The organism is Actinomyces gerencseriae DSM 6844, from assembly GCF_000429265.1.
In the GTDB taxonomy this organism is placed as follows: Bacteria; Actinomycetota; Actinomycetes; order Actinomycetales; family Actinomycetaceae; genus Actinomyces; species Actinomyces gerencseriae.
In genome coordinates, this window is sequence record NZ_KE386871.1 from 273,124 (window position 1) to 287,338 (window position 14,215).

The 14,215-nt window shown below is 72.5% G+C and carries 14 protein-coding genes; 7 read left to right on the forward strand and 7 right to left on the reverse strand.

The window, feature by feature from the left end; genetic code table 11:
• Positions 1-2: 2 nt before the first annotated feature.
• From G448_RS0110660 to G448_RS0110675, 4 genes are read right to left on the reverse strand one after another with little or no spacing between them, the layout of a single operon-like run.
• Positions 3-1,262, reverse strand: coding sequence for a glycosyltransferase family 4 protein (locus G448_RS0110660; RefSeq protein WP_390882896.1), 1,260 nt, complete (start codon positions 1,260-1,262; stop codon positions 3-5).
• A gap of 5 nt (positions 1,263-1,267) precedes the next feature.
• Positions 1,268-2,272 carry a Gfo/Idh/MocA family protein gene (locus tag G448_RS0110665; RefSeq protein WP_026407967.1) on the reverse strand — a complete coding sequence of 335 codons (1,005 nt, stop codon included), beginning with the start codon at positions 2,270-2,272 and terminating at the stop codon, positions 1,268-1,270.
• A gap of 3 nt (positions 2,273-2,275) precedes the next feature.
• Positions 2,276-3,397: a DegT/DnrJ/EryC1/StrS family aminotransferase gene (locus G448_RS0110670; protein ID WP_026407968.1), complete on the reverse strand. Its 1,122-nt coding sequence runs from the start codon at positions 3,395-3,397 to the stop codon at positions 2,276-2,278.
• Entirely contained in the window at positions 3,397-4,002 is a 606-nt protein-coding gene (locus G448_RS0110675) for an acyltransferase (protein ID WP_026407969.1), read from the reverse strand. Before G448_RS0110675 ends, G448_RS0110670 begins: the two co-directional genes overlap by 1 nt.
• A gap of 118 nt (positions 4,003-4,120) precedes the next feature.
• On the opposite strand from G448_RS0110675, the gene G448_RS0110680 reads away from it, so the two are divergent.
• The 4 genes from G448_RS0110680 to G448_RS0110695 all read left to right on the forward strand — a co-directional run bounded on the left by G448_RS0110680 (position 4,121) and on the right by G448_RS0110695 (position 8,112).
• Entirely contained in the window at positions 4,121-4,840 is a 720-nt protein-coding gene (locus G448_RS0110680; protein ID WP_084436657.1) for a glycosyltransferase family 2 protein, read from the forward strand.
• 18 nt (positions 4,841-4,858) lie between these two features.
• Entirely contained in the window at positions 4,859-5,239 is a 381-nt protein-coding gene (locus G448_RS0110685) for a DUF2304 domain-containing protein (RefSeq protein ID WP_026407971.1), read from the forward strand.
• A gap of 129 nt (positions 5,240-5,368) precedes the next feature.
• Positions 5,369-6,619 (forward strand): LCP family protein, encoded by a 1,251-nt coding sequence (locus G448_RS0110690; RefSeq protein ID WP_026407972.1) that lies wholly within the window; start codon positions 5,369-5,371, stop codon positions 6,617-6,619.
• A gap of 347 nt (positions 6,620-6,966) precedes the next feature.
• Positions 6,967-8,112, forward strand: a complete 1,146-nt coding sequence (locus G448_RS0110695; RefSeq protein ID WP_245572294.1) for an LCP family protein — start codon at positions 6,967-6,969, stop codon at positions 8,110-8,112.
• Positions 8,113-8,216: 104 nt separating this feature from the next.
• On the opposite strand, the gene galE is transcribed toward G448_RS0110695, so the two are convergent.
• The 3 genes from galE to G448_RS0110710 all read right to left on the reverse strand — a co-directional run bounded on the left by galE (position 8,217) and on the right by G448_RS0110710 (position 11,296).
• Positions 8,217-9,206 (reverse strand): UDP-glucose 4-epimerase GalE, encoded by a 990-nt coding sequence (galE, locus tag G448_RS0110700; RefSeq protein WP_026407974.1) that lies wholly within the window; start codon positions 9,204-9,206, stop codon positions 8,217-8,219.
• A gap of 70 nt (positions 9,207-9,276) precedes the next feature.
• Positions 9,277-9,804: a 5-(carboxyamino)imidazole ribonucleotide mutase gene (purE, locus tag G448_RS0110705; protein WP_026407975.1), complete on the reverse strand. Its 528-nt coding sequence runs from the start codon at positions 9,802-9,804 to the stop codon at positions 9,277-9,279.
• Between the two features lie 163 nt (positions 9,805-9,967).
• Positions 9,968-11,296, reverse strand: a complete 1,329-nt coding sequence (locus G448_RS0110710) for a 5-(carboxyamino)imidazole ribonucleotide synthase (protein ID WP_026407976.1) — start codon at positions 11,294-11,296, stop codon at positions 9,968-9,970.
• A 79-nt stretch (positions 11,297-11,375) separates the two neighbouring features.
• Here G448_RS0110710 and G448_RS0110720 point away from each other — a divergent pair, with 79 nt between their 5' ends.
• The 3 genes from G448_RS0110720 to G448_RS0110730 all read left to right on the forward strand — a co-directional run bounded on the left by G448_RS0110720 (position 11,376) and on the right by G448_RS0110730 (position 14,156).
• Positions 11,376-12,689 carry a hypothetical protein gene (locus tag G448_RS0110720; RefSeq protein ID WP_034495058.1) on the forward strand — a complete coding sequence of 438 codons (1,314 nt, stop codon included), beginning with the start codon at positions 11,376-11,378 and terminating at the stop codon, positions 12,687-12,689.
• A 148-nt stretch (positions 12,690-12,837) separates the two neighbouring features.
• Complete coding sequence (locus tag G448_RS16265; protein ID WP_390882897.1) at positions 12,838-13,311, forward strand: GtrA family protein; 474 nt, start codon at positions 12,838-12,840, stop codon at positions 13,309-13,311.
• Between the two features lie 149 nt (positions 13,312-13,460).
• A complete protein-coding gene (locus G448_RS0110730; protein ID WP_156911030.1) occupies positions 13,461-14,156 on the forward strand; it encodes a VTT domain-containing protein in 696 nt (231 codons plus the stop codon).
• Positions 14,157-14,215 lie beyond the last annotated feature (59 nt).

Genomic DNA, 14,215 nt, shown 5'->3' on the forward strand with positions numbered 1-14,215 from the left:
GCTCAGTCGTCGAGGAGCACCCGCGCCGCCTCGTCGAGCGCGGCCGTCATGGACCGGTGCTCGAGCACCCAGCGACGCAGTCGCTGCGACCGCTCCCGGATCGATCCCCGGGCGCGCGCGGTCCCCCCGTCGTCGATGGCGGCCAGCAGGGCGGCCTCCACGGCGCGGGCGTCGTAGTCGGCGACCCATCCCAGCCCGGCCCGCAGCAGGTCGGCGCGCGCAGGACCGGGGCCCGCGTAGACCACGGGCGTCCCGCAGGCCAGGGCGGCGAAGATCTTGGTGGGGTAGGCGAAGTCGTACCCGAGCCCGGGGCGGATCGACACCACGGACGCCACGGCGCCGCGCTGCCAGGCCGCGGCCTCGTCGGGCGCCACCACGGGAACCAGGTGGATGCGGGGGTCGTCCGCGGCGAGCTCGCGCAGGTGATCCCAGTCGCTGCCCTGCCCCAGGTAGACCAGCTCGACCTGCGGACGGGTCCGGTGGACCAGACGGAGGGCCTCGACGAAGATGCCCGCCCCCTGCCACTCCGAGGCGGTGCCCGCGTAGAGGAGGTAGGGGGCCCTCGGGGCGTCGGAGGCGACCGGGCCGTCGAGCGTGAACATCTCGGTGTCGATGCCGTTGGGCACGACAGTCACCCGGCGCGCCCCCAGCTCGGCGACACGCCGGGCCACGCCGCTGCTGACCGTCAGCACGCGGCGGGCGCCGGTCAGCGCGAAGCGCTCCAGCGATCGCAGCGCCGCGACGACCCAGCCAGGCGCCCCCGTGGACTGCGAGGCGTCGGACCACACGTCCGCCGCGTAGTAGGCGTAGGGAACGCCCCGCAGGGCCGCGATCACGCGTACGACGGCCCCCGTCGTGGGCGGTGGCTCCGCCACCAGGAGGTCGGGGCGCCGACCGCCCAGAAGCCGCAGGGCGAGGGGCAGGTCGAAGCTCATGTACTGGGCGTAGCCGCGGATGTAGCCGGTCTCGTCGCGCAACGCGGGCATCGACCTGACCGTCACCCCTGGATCGTCGGGCGCGACGGCTCCCGGTGGGCTGGAGGTGAGGACGCTCACCTCGGCGCCGCGCCGGGCCAGGGCGCGCGCCAGCCCGTGCTGCCTGAGCGCGGCCGCGGCCGGCTCGGGGGCGTACAGGCGGGTCGCGAGCACCACTCGCGGAGCGCGCTCCGAGTCGGGGGCGGCGCGCCCGCGCCGACGGCGGATCGCGACCGCCGCCGCAGCGCCGACCGCCCCGAGCACCAGGGCCGCGACGCCCCTCGGCACGGGCCTCACAGCTCGACCGTCCGGTCGCCGGCGGCCGAGGCGAGGACGGCCTCGACAACGGTCAGGGTGGTCACGCCGTCCGACATGGTCGCGGCACTGCTGCCGGTGCCGAGCACGGCATCGCGGAAGTGCTCCTGCTCCAGGGCCAGGGGCTCGCGCTTGGCGATGGCGTAGCGGATGACGTCCCCCTCGGTGACGCCCCGGAAGTTGGCGACCTGGTCCCAGGTGGAGGCGACGGTGCCGTTGGCGTGGAAGGTCAGGTCCCCGGTGAGGGTGTCGGCCACGAGGGCGCCCTTCTCGCCGGTGACGATGATGACGCGCTCCTTGAAGGGAGTCAGCCAGTTGACCGTGTGGGAGACGATGACGCCGTTGGCCAGGACTCCGTTGGCCACGACCATGTCCTCGTTCTCGCGCCCGGAGCGGTGGGCGACCTGGGCGCTGATGGCGCGGTAGGGCGAGTCGGCGACCCAGGAGGTCAGGTCGATGTCGTGGGTGGCCAGGTCCTTGACCACGCCGACGTCGCTGATGCGCGCGGGGAAGGGACCCTGGCGGCGGGTCAGGACCTGGTAGACCTGCCCGAGCTCACCGGCGTCGAGGCGGTGGCGCAGCTCCCGCAGGGCGGGGTTGCAGCGCTCGACGTAGCCGACGGCCCCCACCAGGCCGCGGGAGGCGAAGGCGTCGGCGACGCGACGGCCGGCCTCCACGCTGTGCGCGATGGGCTTCTCGACCATGGTGGGCACCCCCGCCTCGGCCAGGGCCAGGGCGACCCGCTCGTGGTGGACGGTGGGCACGGCCACCACGGCGGCGTCCAGCCCGACGTCGATCAGCGCGGCGACGTCCGGCAGCGGCTCGAGCTCACCGGCGACGCCGAATCGGTCGCCGCCGGGATCGGCCACGGCCACGAGGTCCATGCCCACGGTCGCCCGGATGACCCGGGCGTGATGACGTCCCATGGAGCCCAGGCCGATCAGGCCCACGCGCAGGCCCGGGGTGCGTGCCGTCCCGCTCATGGGTCAGGCTCCTGCGCTCACGGTCGCGGTGACCGCCTCGACGATGCGCGCCAGGTCGGCCTCGGACAGGGACGGGTGGACCGGCAGGGACAGGCACTCGCGGGCGGCCCTCTCGGTGCCCGGCAGCTCGACTCCCGGCGCGTAGGGCGCCAGGGAGTCCAGCCGGTGGTTGGGGATCGGGTAGTAGACGCCGGTGCCGACCCGCCACTCGTCCCTCAGCACGGCCTGGATGCGGTCGCGCTCGGCGGCGGTGGCGCCCTCGAAGCGGATCGTGTACTGGTGGTAGACGTGGGTGCGACCGTCGGGCTCGGTGGGCGTGATCACGCCCGCCGCGTCGGCCAGGCCCTCGTTCAGCGCCGCCGCGTTGGCCCGGCGCCGCGCGGTCCACCCGGCCAGCCCGCCCAGCTGCACCCGGCCCACGGCCGCGGACACGTCGGTCATGCGGTTGTTCAGCCCCACCAGCTCGTTGGCGTACTGCCTCTCCATGCCCTGGTTGCGCAGCAGGCGGACCCGGCGCGCCAGTGCGGCGTCACCGGTGGTGACCATGCCCCCCTCCAGGGAGGTCATGTTCTTGGTCGGGTAGAAGGAGAAGGATCCCCACGCCCCGAAGGCGCCCACCGGAACGGAGCCGATGGCGGCGCCATGGGCCTGGGCGCAGTCCTCGAAGACGGCCAGGCCGTGGGCCTCGGCGATCCGCATGATCGCGGGCATGTTGGCCGGTAGGCCGTACAGGTGCACCACCTCGATCGCCGCGGTGCGCTCGGTGATGGCGGCCTCCACGCTCGCCGGGTCCAGGGTGAAGGTGGCGAGGTCGATGTCGGCGAAGACGGGGCGGGCGCCGGCGAGCACCACCGAGTTGGCCGTGGCCGCGAAGGTGAAGGACGGCACGATCACCTCGGCGTCCTCGGGCAGGCCGCTGGCCAGCGTCGCCAGGTGCTGGGCGGAGGTGCCCGAGTTGACCGCGACCGCGTGGGCGCCGCCGACGACCCGCTCGGAGAACTCCTCCTCGAAGGCGGCGACCTGCGGGCCCTGGACCACCATGCCCGAGGCGATGACGGCGTCGACGGCGGAGCGCTCCCGGGCCCCGATGATCGGCCTGGCAGCGGGGATGAACTCATGCGGCATCAGGCACGCACCTCTCGGATCGTGTTCTCGTCCTCCTCGTACAGCGCCCCCGTGGCCGGGCAGCGCCATCGTCGCGACCCGTCGCTCCCGGCGGCGACCAGCGGCTCGCCCGCGCGCCCCACCCAGCCCACTCGCCTGGCGGGCACGCCGGCGACGAGCGCGTGCGCCGGCACGTCCCCGGTGACGACGGCGCCCGCAGCCACGGTGGCCCACGCCCCGATGCGCGCCGGGGCGACGCAGACGGCGCGCGCGCCGATGGAGGCGCCCTCGTCGATGGCGACGCCCACCGGCCGCCAGTCCGAGGCGGACTTGAGCGACCCGTCCGGGTTGACCGCCCGCGGGAAGCGGTCGTTGGTCAGCGTCGCCGCCGGGCCGATGAACACCCCGTCGGCCAGCACCGCCGGCTCGTACACCAGGGCGTAGTTCTGCACCTTGCAGTGGCGCCCCATGCGCACGCCCTCGCCGATGTAGGCGCCGCGGCCCACGATGCAGCCCCGACCCAGCACAGCGCGCTCGCGCACCTGCGCCAGGTGCCACACCGCCGATCCGTCACCGATGACGGCGGCCTCGGACACATCGGCGGACGGAGCGATACGAGTGGCCACGGCGACTCCTTGTCGTTGGGCGGTCCGGATGACCCGGACGGCGCGGGTGGCGGCACGGGCATCCTAATCCCGCCCCCATCCCGCCGCGAGCGTCGGACCCGCATGCGAGAATGCGGCCGTGACGTCTTCCCCGGACCTCCCCATCCCCGCAGAATCCACGTGCTCCGACGAACTCACCGGTACCTGGCTCGTCATTCCGCTGTACAACGAGGCGCAGGTCGTCCGCGACGTCATCGAGGAGGCCCGCCGGACCTTCCCCCGCATCGTCGCCGTCGACGACGGCTCGCGGGACGACTCCGCGGCGCGGGCCGAGTCCGCGGGAGCCCTCGTCGTCCGCCACCCCGTCAACCTGGGGCAGGGCGCGGCCCTGCAGACCGGCATCAGCTACGTGCTGGAGCGCACCGACGCGCGCTACCTCATCACCTTCGACGCCGACGGGCAGCACTCGGTCGCCGACGCCGCCGCGATGGCGGCCGCCGCCCGGGACGAGGACCTGGCGATCGTGCTCGGCTCCCGGTTCCTCGAGGGCCCCTCACCAGTCGGTCCGCTCAAGCGCCTGGTGCTCGCCACGGCGGCCGCGGTCGCGTCCCGCACGACCGGTATGCGCCTGAGCGACGCGCACAACGGCCTGAGGCTGCTGCGGCGCGACGCGGCCGAGCGCCTCGACCTGAGGCAGAACCGCATGGCGCACGCCAGCGAGATCATCCGCCAGCTCGCGGCCACCGGTCTGCCCTGGAGGGAGTTCCCGGTCCGCATCGCCTACACCGAGTACTCGAGGGCCAAGGGGCAGTCGCTGCTCAACTCCGTCAATATCCTCGTCGATCTGATCTTCTCCTGACCGCGCAAGGAATCCGCCATGAGCTCCCAGCTGATCATCAAGTCCGTCCTCCTCATCTGCGTCGCGGGCCTGGGGTGGATGATGCTGCGCTCCCCCGGCGGGACCCGGCACCAGGCCGGGCGCAGGCTCGCGACCCTGGCCTTCGTGCTGTTCGCCATCGTCGCCATCGCGGCGCCCTCCCTCACCACGCGCCTGGCCCACCTCGTCGGCGTGGGACGGGGGGCCGACCTGCTCCTCTACGCCCTCGTCATCGCCCTCCTGGCCCAGATCCTGTCGTCTTTCCGGCGCAACGCCAGCCGCGAGCGGCAGATCACGCGCCTGGCGCGCCGCATCGCCCTGGACACGGCGCCCGACCCCCATCAGGACCCTCCGGAACGGAACGCGGCGCAAGCGCAGTAGCCCGCAGTGGGTCGCAGCGGGCTGTAGCGGGCTGTAGCGGGCTGTAGCGGGCCGAGGAGGGCACATATCACGCCCGACGCGAGACTCGAATCATAGGATCAGGCGAGTCGACCACGTATTCTTCCGCACGTGTCCACGCCACCCGTACGCCATGCAGCGCGCGAGCTGCGCCACCGCCTGCTGCGCAACGTCATGCTGAGCCTGCTGGCGGCCATGCTCTTCGTGACCACGGGCGCCTGGGCCGTCTACCGCGACCTCCAAGGGCGGCTCAGCGTCTGGGACATCGACGACATCCTCTCGGAGGAGGATCGCCCGCCGGGCCCCACGGACCACTCCTTCGAGGGACGCGCCGTCAACATCCTCGTCATGGGCTCGGACTCGCGCAACGGCCAGGTGGTCGATGACGGCACCGAGGGCATGCGCTCGGACACGGCCATGATCGTGCACCTGTCCGAGGATCGCAGCCGCATGGACGTCGTCTCGATCCCCCGCGACACGATGGTCCAGATACCGTCGTGCAAGCTGCCCGACGGCTCGGAGAGCGATCCCTCCTCCTACGCCATCTTCAACTCCGCCTTCTCCACCGGCGCCGACAACTCCTCCAACCCCGACGACGTCAAGTTCGCCGCGGCCTGCACGATCAAGACCGTCGAGAAGCTCACCAACATCCGCATCGACGAGTACATGGTGGTCGACTTCACCGGCTTCGAGAAGATAGTGGACTCCCTGGGCGGCGTGCCCATGTACGTCGAGGAGGACGTCGACGACGACAGGGCGGACCTCCATCTCACCAAGGGCTGCAACACGCTCAACGGCGCCCAGGCCCTGGGCTACGCGCGGGCCCGCTACTCCCTGGGCGACGGCTCCGACATGTCCCGCATCGGACGCCAGCAGCAGCTGGTCGCGGCGATCATGCGCACCGCCCAGTCGAAGAACCTCCTGACGGACATGCCGACCCTCTACGACTTCGCGACCTCCTCGCTGGAGACGCTCACCGTCAGCCCGGGGCTCGGAGGCGTGGACAAGCTCGCGGGCCTGGCCAACAGCGCCGCCAGCATCGGCATGGACAAGATCAGCTTCATCACCATGCCCGTCGAGCAGGATCCCTACGACGCCAACCGCGTGGCGCCCAGCGACCAGGCCGACGACGTCTGGGACGCCATGCGCGACGACAAGCCGGTCCCCGAGGAGGCCGTCTCCCTGTCCGCCGACGGGACCTCCCCCAGCCAGGAGGCGGCCCCCGCCACGGGCGACTCCACCGGGGGCAGCGCCTCCACCGGGTCCAAGACCGAGCCCGGGACCACTCCCGCCGACCCGGGAGGCTCGGGGGCCGGATCGGGTGACCCGGCGACCGTCGATCCCGCGACGCAGTGCCGGTGACAGGGCCGGTGACTCTACCCCCATCCTTCGATCCCGACCGGGACGACGCCTCGGGCCGTCGCCGGGGGCGGAGACCGCCCTCCCCGGTCCGCCGTTCGGCGGCCCCGGGAGACGGCTCCGGGTCGGCCGCCGAACGGCCGGCAGCGCCGTCGGGGCGCCCCGCCGGCACCCGGGGAGGCGATTCTCGTCCCATCCCGCCCCGCACGGGCCCCGCGGATCGGGCTGCAGGGCGCGGAGGGGCTCCACCACCCCGCCCTCCGCGACGGGTCTCGACGCGAAGGGCCGAGCCGAGTAGGGCCGGTGGTCGGGAACCCGGATCGAGCCATGTGCGTCCGGGGTCCTCGGCCGTGCCCATCGGGCACGGGCCCGCCGAGCGCCCCGATCCGACCCGGGCCCTGCCCACCAGGGGCGCAGCGGCTCCCGGCGACCCCGCCGATGCCCTCGCGCGAGGCACGTTCCCGGTGGGTCCCGGGCCCTCGCCGTACGGCGACCCGGCCCAGCTGCCGACGCGTCCCGAACGCGCACCGGTCCGCCCCCGCAAGCGCCGTCCGCTGCGATGGCTGGCGGCGGCCCTCGTCCTGCTCCTCGTGCTCATCGGGGGGCGCGTGGCATGGCTGTGGCACGACGTGGACTCCAAGCTCCAGCGCGTCGATGCCCTGTCCGGTGCCAGGGACACCTCCGGGGAGACCTGGCTCATCGTCGGTTCTGACTCCCGCGCCAACGGGGGCGTGCCCCAGGACGGCACCGAAGGATCGCGCGCCGACTCGATCATGGTGCTTCACAAGGCGTCCAACGGGCAGGCCTCGCTGACGTCGCTGCCCCGCGACACCTACGTCGAGATCCCCGGCTACGACGACGACAAGATCAACTCGGCCTACTCCTACGGGCAGGCGCCGCTCCTGGTCCAGACCGCCGAGAGGCTCACCGGGCTGACCATGGACCATTACGTCGAGGTCGGCATGGGCGGAGTCACGCGAATGGTCGACGCCGTCGGCGGTATCGACGTGTGCCTCGACTACGACGTCGACGACCACGACTCGTCCCTGGTGTGGGACACCTCGAAGGGCACCTGCCAGGAAGTCGACGGCGACAAGGCCCTGGCGTACTCCCGCATGCGCAAGTCGGACCCGACCGGCGACATCGGCCGCGCGCAGCGCCAGCGGACAGTCGTCTCGGCGGTGGTCTCCAAGGCCATGTCCGCCCAGACCCTGATCAATCCCTTCCGTCAGGACAAGCTCGTCGACTCCGGAACACAGGCGCTGACCGTGGATGAGGACGCCTCCCCGCTCGACCTGGGGCAGATGGCACTGGCCTTCCGCTCGGCCTCGCACAAGGGGCTCACCGGCGCGCCGCCCATCGACACCCTCGACTACGAGCCCGGCGGGATCGGCGCCGCGGTGCTCCTGCAGGACACGACCGCACCGGACTTCTTCTCCAAGATGCGCGCGGGCGAGCTGACGGCCAAGGACTTCGACCAGCCCGACCAGTCCTGAGGCCCCTCCCGGCCCCGCCCGCGCCCGCCCGCTCCCCTATCGCCGAGATCGGTCGAGTTCCGTGCCGAGATCGGTTGAGGACGGCGGGCGGGGCGGGATTCCTCTCAGTCGAAGCTCTTGCGCTCGGGGTCGGCCTGCCAGGCGGTGAAGGACGAGGTCACGATGTCGTCCAGGTCGTGCTCGGCCTTCCATCCCAGCACCTGGCCGATGCGCTCGGCGTCGCCGATGAGCTGGGGCGGGTCGCCGGCGCGGCGGTCGAGCTCCTCGGGCTCGACGTCCAGACCGGTGGAGGCGATGACCCTCGAGACGACCTCCCGCACCGACGAGCCCTTGCCGGTGCCCACGTTGAAGATGTGATCGGCCATCCGCCCGCCCCCGGCCAGGTAGTCCAGGGCGGCGATGTGCGCCACCGCCAGGTCGCGCACGTGGATGTAGTCGCGAATGCACGTGCCGTCGGGAGTCGGGTAGTCGGTGCCGAAGATCTTGGGGGTCTCCCCGCGAGAGAGGCGGTCCAGCACCATGGGGATGAGATTGAGGGTGGCCATGTCTCCCAGGTCGTCCCAGCCGGCGCCGGCGACGTTGAAGTACCGCAGGCCGGCCCAGCGCAGCCCCCAGGCCCGCTCGCAGTCCGCCATCATCCACTCGCCGATCAGCTTGGTCTCGCCATAGGGGTTGATGGGATGGCAGTCGATGTCCTCGGGCACGACCTCCACCGGCGGCATGCCGTAGACGGCGGCCGAGGAGGAGAAGATCATCTGATCGACCCCCACCCGCTCCATCGCCAGCAGCATGTTCGCCAGGCCGCCGACGTTCTGCTGGTAGTACCAGCCGGGCCGTGCCACCGACTCGCCCACCTGCTTGCGCGCCGCGAAATGGATGACCGCCGTGACGCCGCGGCGCTCCATGACGCCCGCGAGCGTTTCCACCGCCTCGCCGGACGCCACGTCCAGCTCGATCACCTCAGCGCCCTTCACGCGTCCCGGCGAGCCGTAGGACAGGTCATCGACGACGATCACCTCGTCCCCGCGCTCAAGCAGAAGACGGACGACGTGGGCTCCGATGTAGCCGGCACCGCCGGCAACGAGAATACTCATGGCAGCATGCTACAGAAACTTGCGCGGGCTCGTGCCCATCGCCCGCGCCGCGACGACCGAACCGCCGGGGTCAGATCCCTGGCCCGAGCCGCTCGCGCAGCGCAGTGCCCTTGGCGCGGGCCATCTCTGCGAGATCGGATTGGAAGGCCGCCATCGCCCGCCTCAGTCGGGTGGCCTCCTCGCCGTCGCCGGCAGCAAGCATGCGCACGGCGAGCAGGCCGGCGTTGCGGGCACCGCCGATCGACACGGTGGCCACCGGGACACCCGCCGGCATCTGGACGATGGACAGCAGCGAGTCCATGCCGTCGAGGTGCTTCAGCGGCACGGGCACGCCGATGACCGGCAGCTCGGTGACAGCTGCGAGCATGCCCGGCAGGTGAGCCGCCCCCCCGGCGCCCGCGATCACGACTCGCAGGCCCCGCTCGGCGGCCGCGCGCCCGTAGTCGATCATCTCGGCGGGCATGCGATGGGCGGAGACGACGTCGGCCTCGTAGGGCACGGCGAACTCCTCCAGGGCCGAGGCAGCGGCCTCCATGGTGGGCCAGTCGGAATCCGAGCCCATGACGATGCCGACCCTGGCCTGCGAGGCGTGGTTCATGACGGGAGTCCCTTCCTGCTGCTCATCCGTAGGCGGGCGGGGTCGGTGGTCCAGCCCGTTCCCGCTGGGCACCAGTCTCGCCCGATCTCGGCGCGGACGCGAACCGATTTCGACGCGGAACTGGACCGATCTCGGCGAAGGGGAGAAGATGAGGGGCCCGCGCTCAGTCGTCCCCGCGCAGGACGGCGGCGACGGCCCGGGCGCGCGCCAGAGCCGCGGCCACCGCCGCAGCGGGGTCGGCGGTGGGATCGACAACGAGATTGACGTGGCCGAGCTTGCGACCCGGACGCCGGCTCTTGCCGTACATGTGGATGCGGACCTGCGGATCCAGGGCCAGGGCACGGGCCAGAGCATCCTCACCGGGCTCCGACCGGCCCCCCAGGACGTTGACCATGACCGTGGCCGGGGCGGTGGGCTCGGAGGAGCCGAGCGGCAGATCGAGAACCGCGCGCATGTGCTGGGCGAACTGGCTCGTGACCGCGCCATCCTGGGTCCAGTGGCCCGAGTTGTGGGGGCGCATCGCCAGCTCGTTGACATACAGGGAGGCGGGGCGCCCCGCGGCCTCGACGGCGAACAGCTCGACGGCGAGCACGCCGGTGACCCCGAAGCGCTCGGCCACCGTGCGCCCGATCCGCTGCGCCCGCGCCGCGTCCGCCTCCTCCAGGCCCGGAGCCGGGGCGACGACCTCGGAGCAGACGCCGCCGTCCTGGACGGTCTGCGCCACCGGCCAGACCCGCACCTCCCCGCTGGGGCTGCGGGCGAGCAGGACGGCGAGCTCGCGGGTGAAGGGGATCGCCCGCTCGACCAGCAGGCTGGTGACCGCGCCGCCGCCCAGGCTCCCCCCGCCCCCGGCGCCGTCGGAGGCCGCACCGGCACGGGCCGCGGCGGTATCGGCGATCCAGGCCGCCGCCTCCGCGCCGCTGTCGCGCAGGTCCCGCGGCCCGTCCACGACGAGCACGCCGTGACCGTCGTAGCCGCCGCGCGGCGTCTTGAGCACCACCGGCCAGCCGTGGCGGTCGGCGAAGGCGCCGATCTGCTCGGCCATGGCGCCCGCATCGCCGGCGACCTCGGCCCACGCGGGCTGAGGCAGTCCGACCTCATCCATGGCGCGGCGCATGGCGAGCTTGTCGCGCGCCAGCAGCAGGGCCCGCGGGCCGGGCTGGACGGAGACGCCCTCGGTCCGAAGCCGTTCCAGAAGCTCGAGGTCCTGGTGCTCGTGCTCGAAGGTGAGGGCATCGGCACGGCCGACGGCCTGACGGGAGACGGCATCGACGGCTCCGGGGCGCTGGGCGCCGTCGCGACCGTCCACGAGGGCGCGCACGGCGACGTCCTCGTCGGCCCCGCCCACGGGCGCGTCCACCGTGACCTGCGCCGCCGAGCCGTCCGGCGCCTCGACCAGGGTCCGCAGATGAATACCCAGAGCGGAGGCCTCCTCCTGCATCATGCGGGCCAGCTGCCCGCCTCCGACAACGGCGAGAATGGGTGCGATCACCTCCCCAGGCTACCGGCAGACGGCGAACCGCCGACGCCCCGCCGCCCCCGGTCCTCCTCGGCGCCGTACGCTGGGCGTCGTGCTCAGCCCGTTCGCCCCCGCCCAATCGCCGCCCTCCGCGCGGCGGGCCCCCGATGCCCCTGACGCTCCCGATGACGCAGCGCCATCCTCCGATCACCGCACCGGTGCCCCTCACTGGCTGAGGATCCTGGCGGTGTGGGGCGCCGCCTCGGCGGTCTCGCTCATCATTCTGCGACTGAGCGCCCCGGACACCCCGCGCACGATATGGGCGCCGCCCTCCCCCACCTGGCTGGAGCACATCTCCTTCTGGGACTCGGGCTGGTACAACCGCATCGATCAGCAGGGCTATCCCTCCGCGCTCGCCGCGGATGCCGACGGTCATGTGGATCAGAACGCCTGGGCGTTCATGCCGCTGCTTCCCGCCCTCGCCGGTGGGATCGTGCGGGCCACGGGGTGGTCCTTCTACGCCTGCGCCGCCCTGGTGGCGACGGCGGCCTCCGCCGGTGCCGCCGTCGTCATGGACCGGTGGCTGGCCCCGGTGGTGGGAGAGCGGGCGTCGCTGTGGGCGGTCGCCCTGATGTGGAGCTCGCCGTGCGCTCTCGTGCTGCAGGTGCCCTACGCGGAGTCCCTGGGCCTGCTGTTCACGGCGGCGGCCCTGGCCCTGGCCGGGGGCGGCGGGCGGGGGCGCTTCGCCCTCGCCGCCGTCTGCGTCGTGCTCGCGGCCTTCTCCCGACCGATCGGGGTTCCGCTGACCCTCGCCCTCGGCGCCTGGTGGCTGTGGGAACTCGCCGGTGAGCGGCCGCCCGGGGCACGGGGGCGGTGGAGGAGTGGGCTCCTGCCCGCCGCCTCAGGGCCGTCGGGGCCGGACCGCGGGCGACAGGTGCGCCTGCTGGCGCTGACCATCCTCTCGGGCGCGTGCACCCTGGCCTGGCCGGTGCTCGCCTGGCTGTCCACCGGACGCGGGGATGCGTACACGGCGACCGAGACGGCGTGGCGCGACGGCTCGCTGACGCCCTTCGCGCCCTGGCTCGCTCGCAGCGGCTGGTGGGTCGGACCGCATCTGGGGCCGCTGCTGCTGGCGGGGATCCTGGTGGTGGCCGCCGCCGCGCTCAGCGCGCCGTCGCTGCGGCGCCTGGGCCCGGGGGCGTGGTTCTGGTGCATCGCCTACGTGGTGTACCTCCTGGCGTTCTTCGACCCCACGACGTCGGTCTTCCGCATCCTGCTGCCGCTGGCGCCGGTGGCCTGGGCGCTGGCAGCCTCCTTGTCGCTCCGGCTCAGGATCCTGCTGCTGACGACCTGCGTCGTGGGGCAGCTGTTCTGGATCGGCTGGGTGTGGGACCTCTCCGTCAGGGTGACCCAGTGGGTGCCGTGAGCACCCGTGCCCTACGATCACGAGTGTGACTCGATCCAGCTCGCGCGCACCCGGCACGCTCGAATCGCGCTCGATCCCGCCCGCCGACTCCGCATCGGACACGGACCGCGACCCCGCCCTCCTCAAGGGGCCGACCCTCAAGGAGCGCATTCGCGCCTGGGTGACGGAGTTCCTGCAGTTCGGGCTGGTGGGGGCGCTGGCCTACGTCGTGGACTCGGGCCTGTTCGTCCTCCTCCAGCACGGGCCGCTGGGCCTGCTGGCCGGGCACCCGAACACGGCCAATGCGACCAGCGCGACGATCGCGACGATCTTCTCCTGGGTGGCCAACCGCCTGTGGACCTATCGGGGGCGCACGCAGGAGAACATGGCGCGAGAGGCGCTCCTCTTCGCCCTGGCCAACCTGGGCGGTCTGTTCATCACCCAGTTCTGCCTGCTCTTCACCCACCACGTCCTGGGGCTGGCCTCGCCGCTCGCCGACATGATCGCCGCATACATCGTCGGCTTCGGCCTGGGGACCGCCTTCCGATTCGCCTTCTACCACTACATCGTCTTCAACGGCACGACGGACGACGACGAAGCGGATGGAGCACCCGCGGCGGACGATCCGGCCGGAACGAGCTGAGCGGCTCCGGCGTGCCTGACGCCACATGCCCGTTGAGGGCGTCCTCATGGCAGCCGATGCGACGTCTTCCATAGCCTGAGTCGGTGACGATATCGACCGCGGCCGCCACGGCCGGACTCTCCACGATCCTGTCCCCCGTCCATCCCCTCATGCCGGCCCCCGCGCTCGGGCCGGAGTGGCTGGATCCCGCCAACATCATCACCGCCTTCGTCGGATGGATCGGCCCATGGGCGATCGTGGGCGTCATGCTCGTGATCTTCGCCGAGACGGGGCTGCTGGTCGGGTTCTTCCTGCCCGGGGACTCCCTGCTGTTCACCCTGGGAATGTTCGTCGCCATCGGCGAGAGCGATCCCTCCAGCGGTGTGCCGGTCCACATCTGGATCGCCGCGCCCCTGGTCTGGCTGGCGGCGATCTGCGGCAACCAGTGCGGCTACGTCATCGGCCGCAAGGCGGGTCCGGCGATCTTCAACAAGCCGGACTCCCGCCTGTTCAAGCAGGAGTACGTCGAGCGCACCGCCGCCTTCTTCGCCAAGCACGGGGGCAAGGCCATCACCCTGGCCCAGTTCGTCCCGATCGTGCGCACCTTCACTCCCGTCATGGCCGGAGTCGGCAGGATGCACTACAGCCACTTCCTCGGGTTCAACGCCCTGGGCGCGACCTTCTGGGCCTTCGGCATCACCTGGCTCGGTTACTTCCTGGGCAACATCACCTGGATCCAGAAGAACATCGACCTCATGATCCTCGGGATCGTCTTCGTCTCGGTCATCCCGATGCTCATCGCGGCCCTGCGCAAGCGCTTCGCCGGCGGCAAGCGCCTCGCCGGCGGCAAGCGCGAGATGGCCTGACGGACCGCCCCGCCGGCGGCATGCCGAACCTCGGCAGCAGGCCGGCGGGGAAGCGGGGC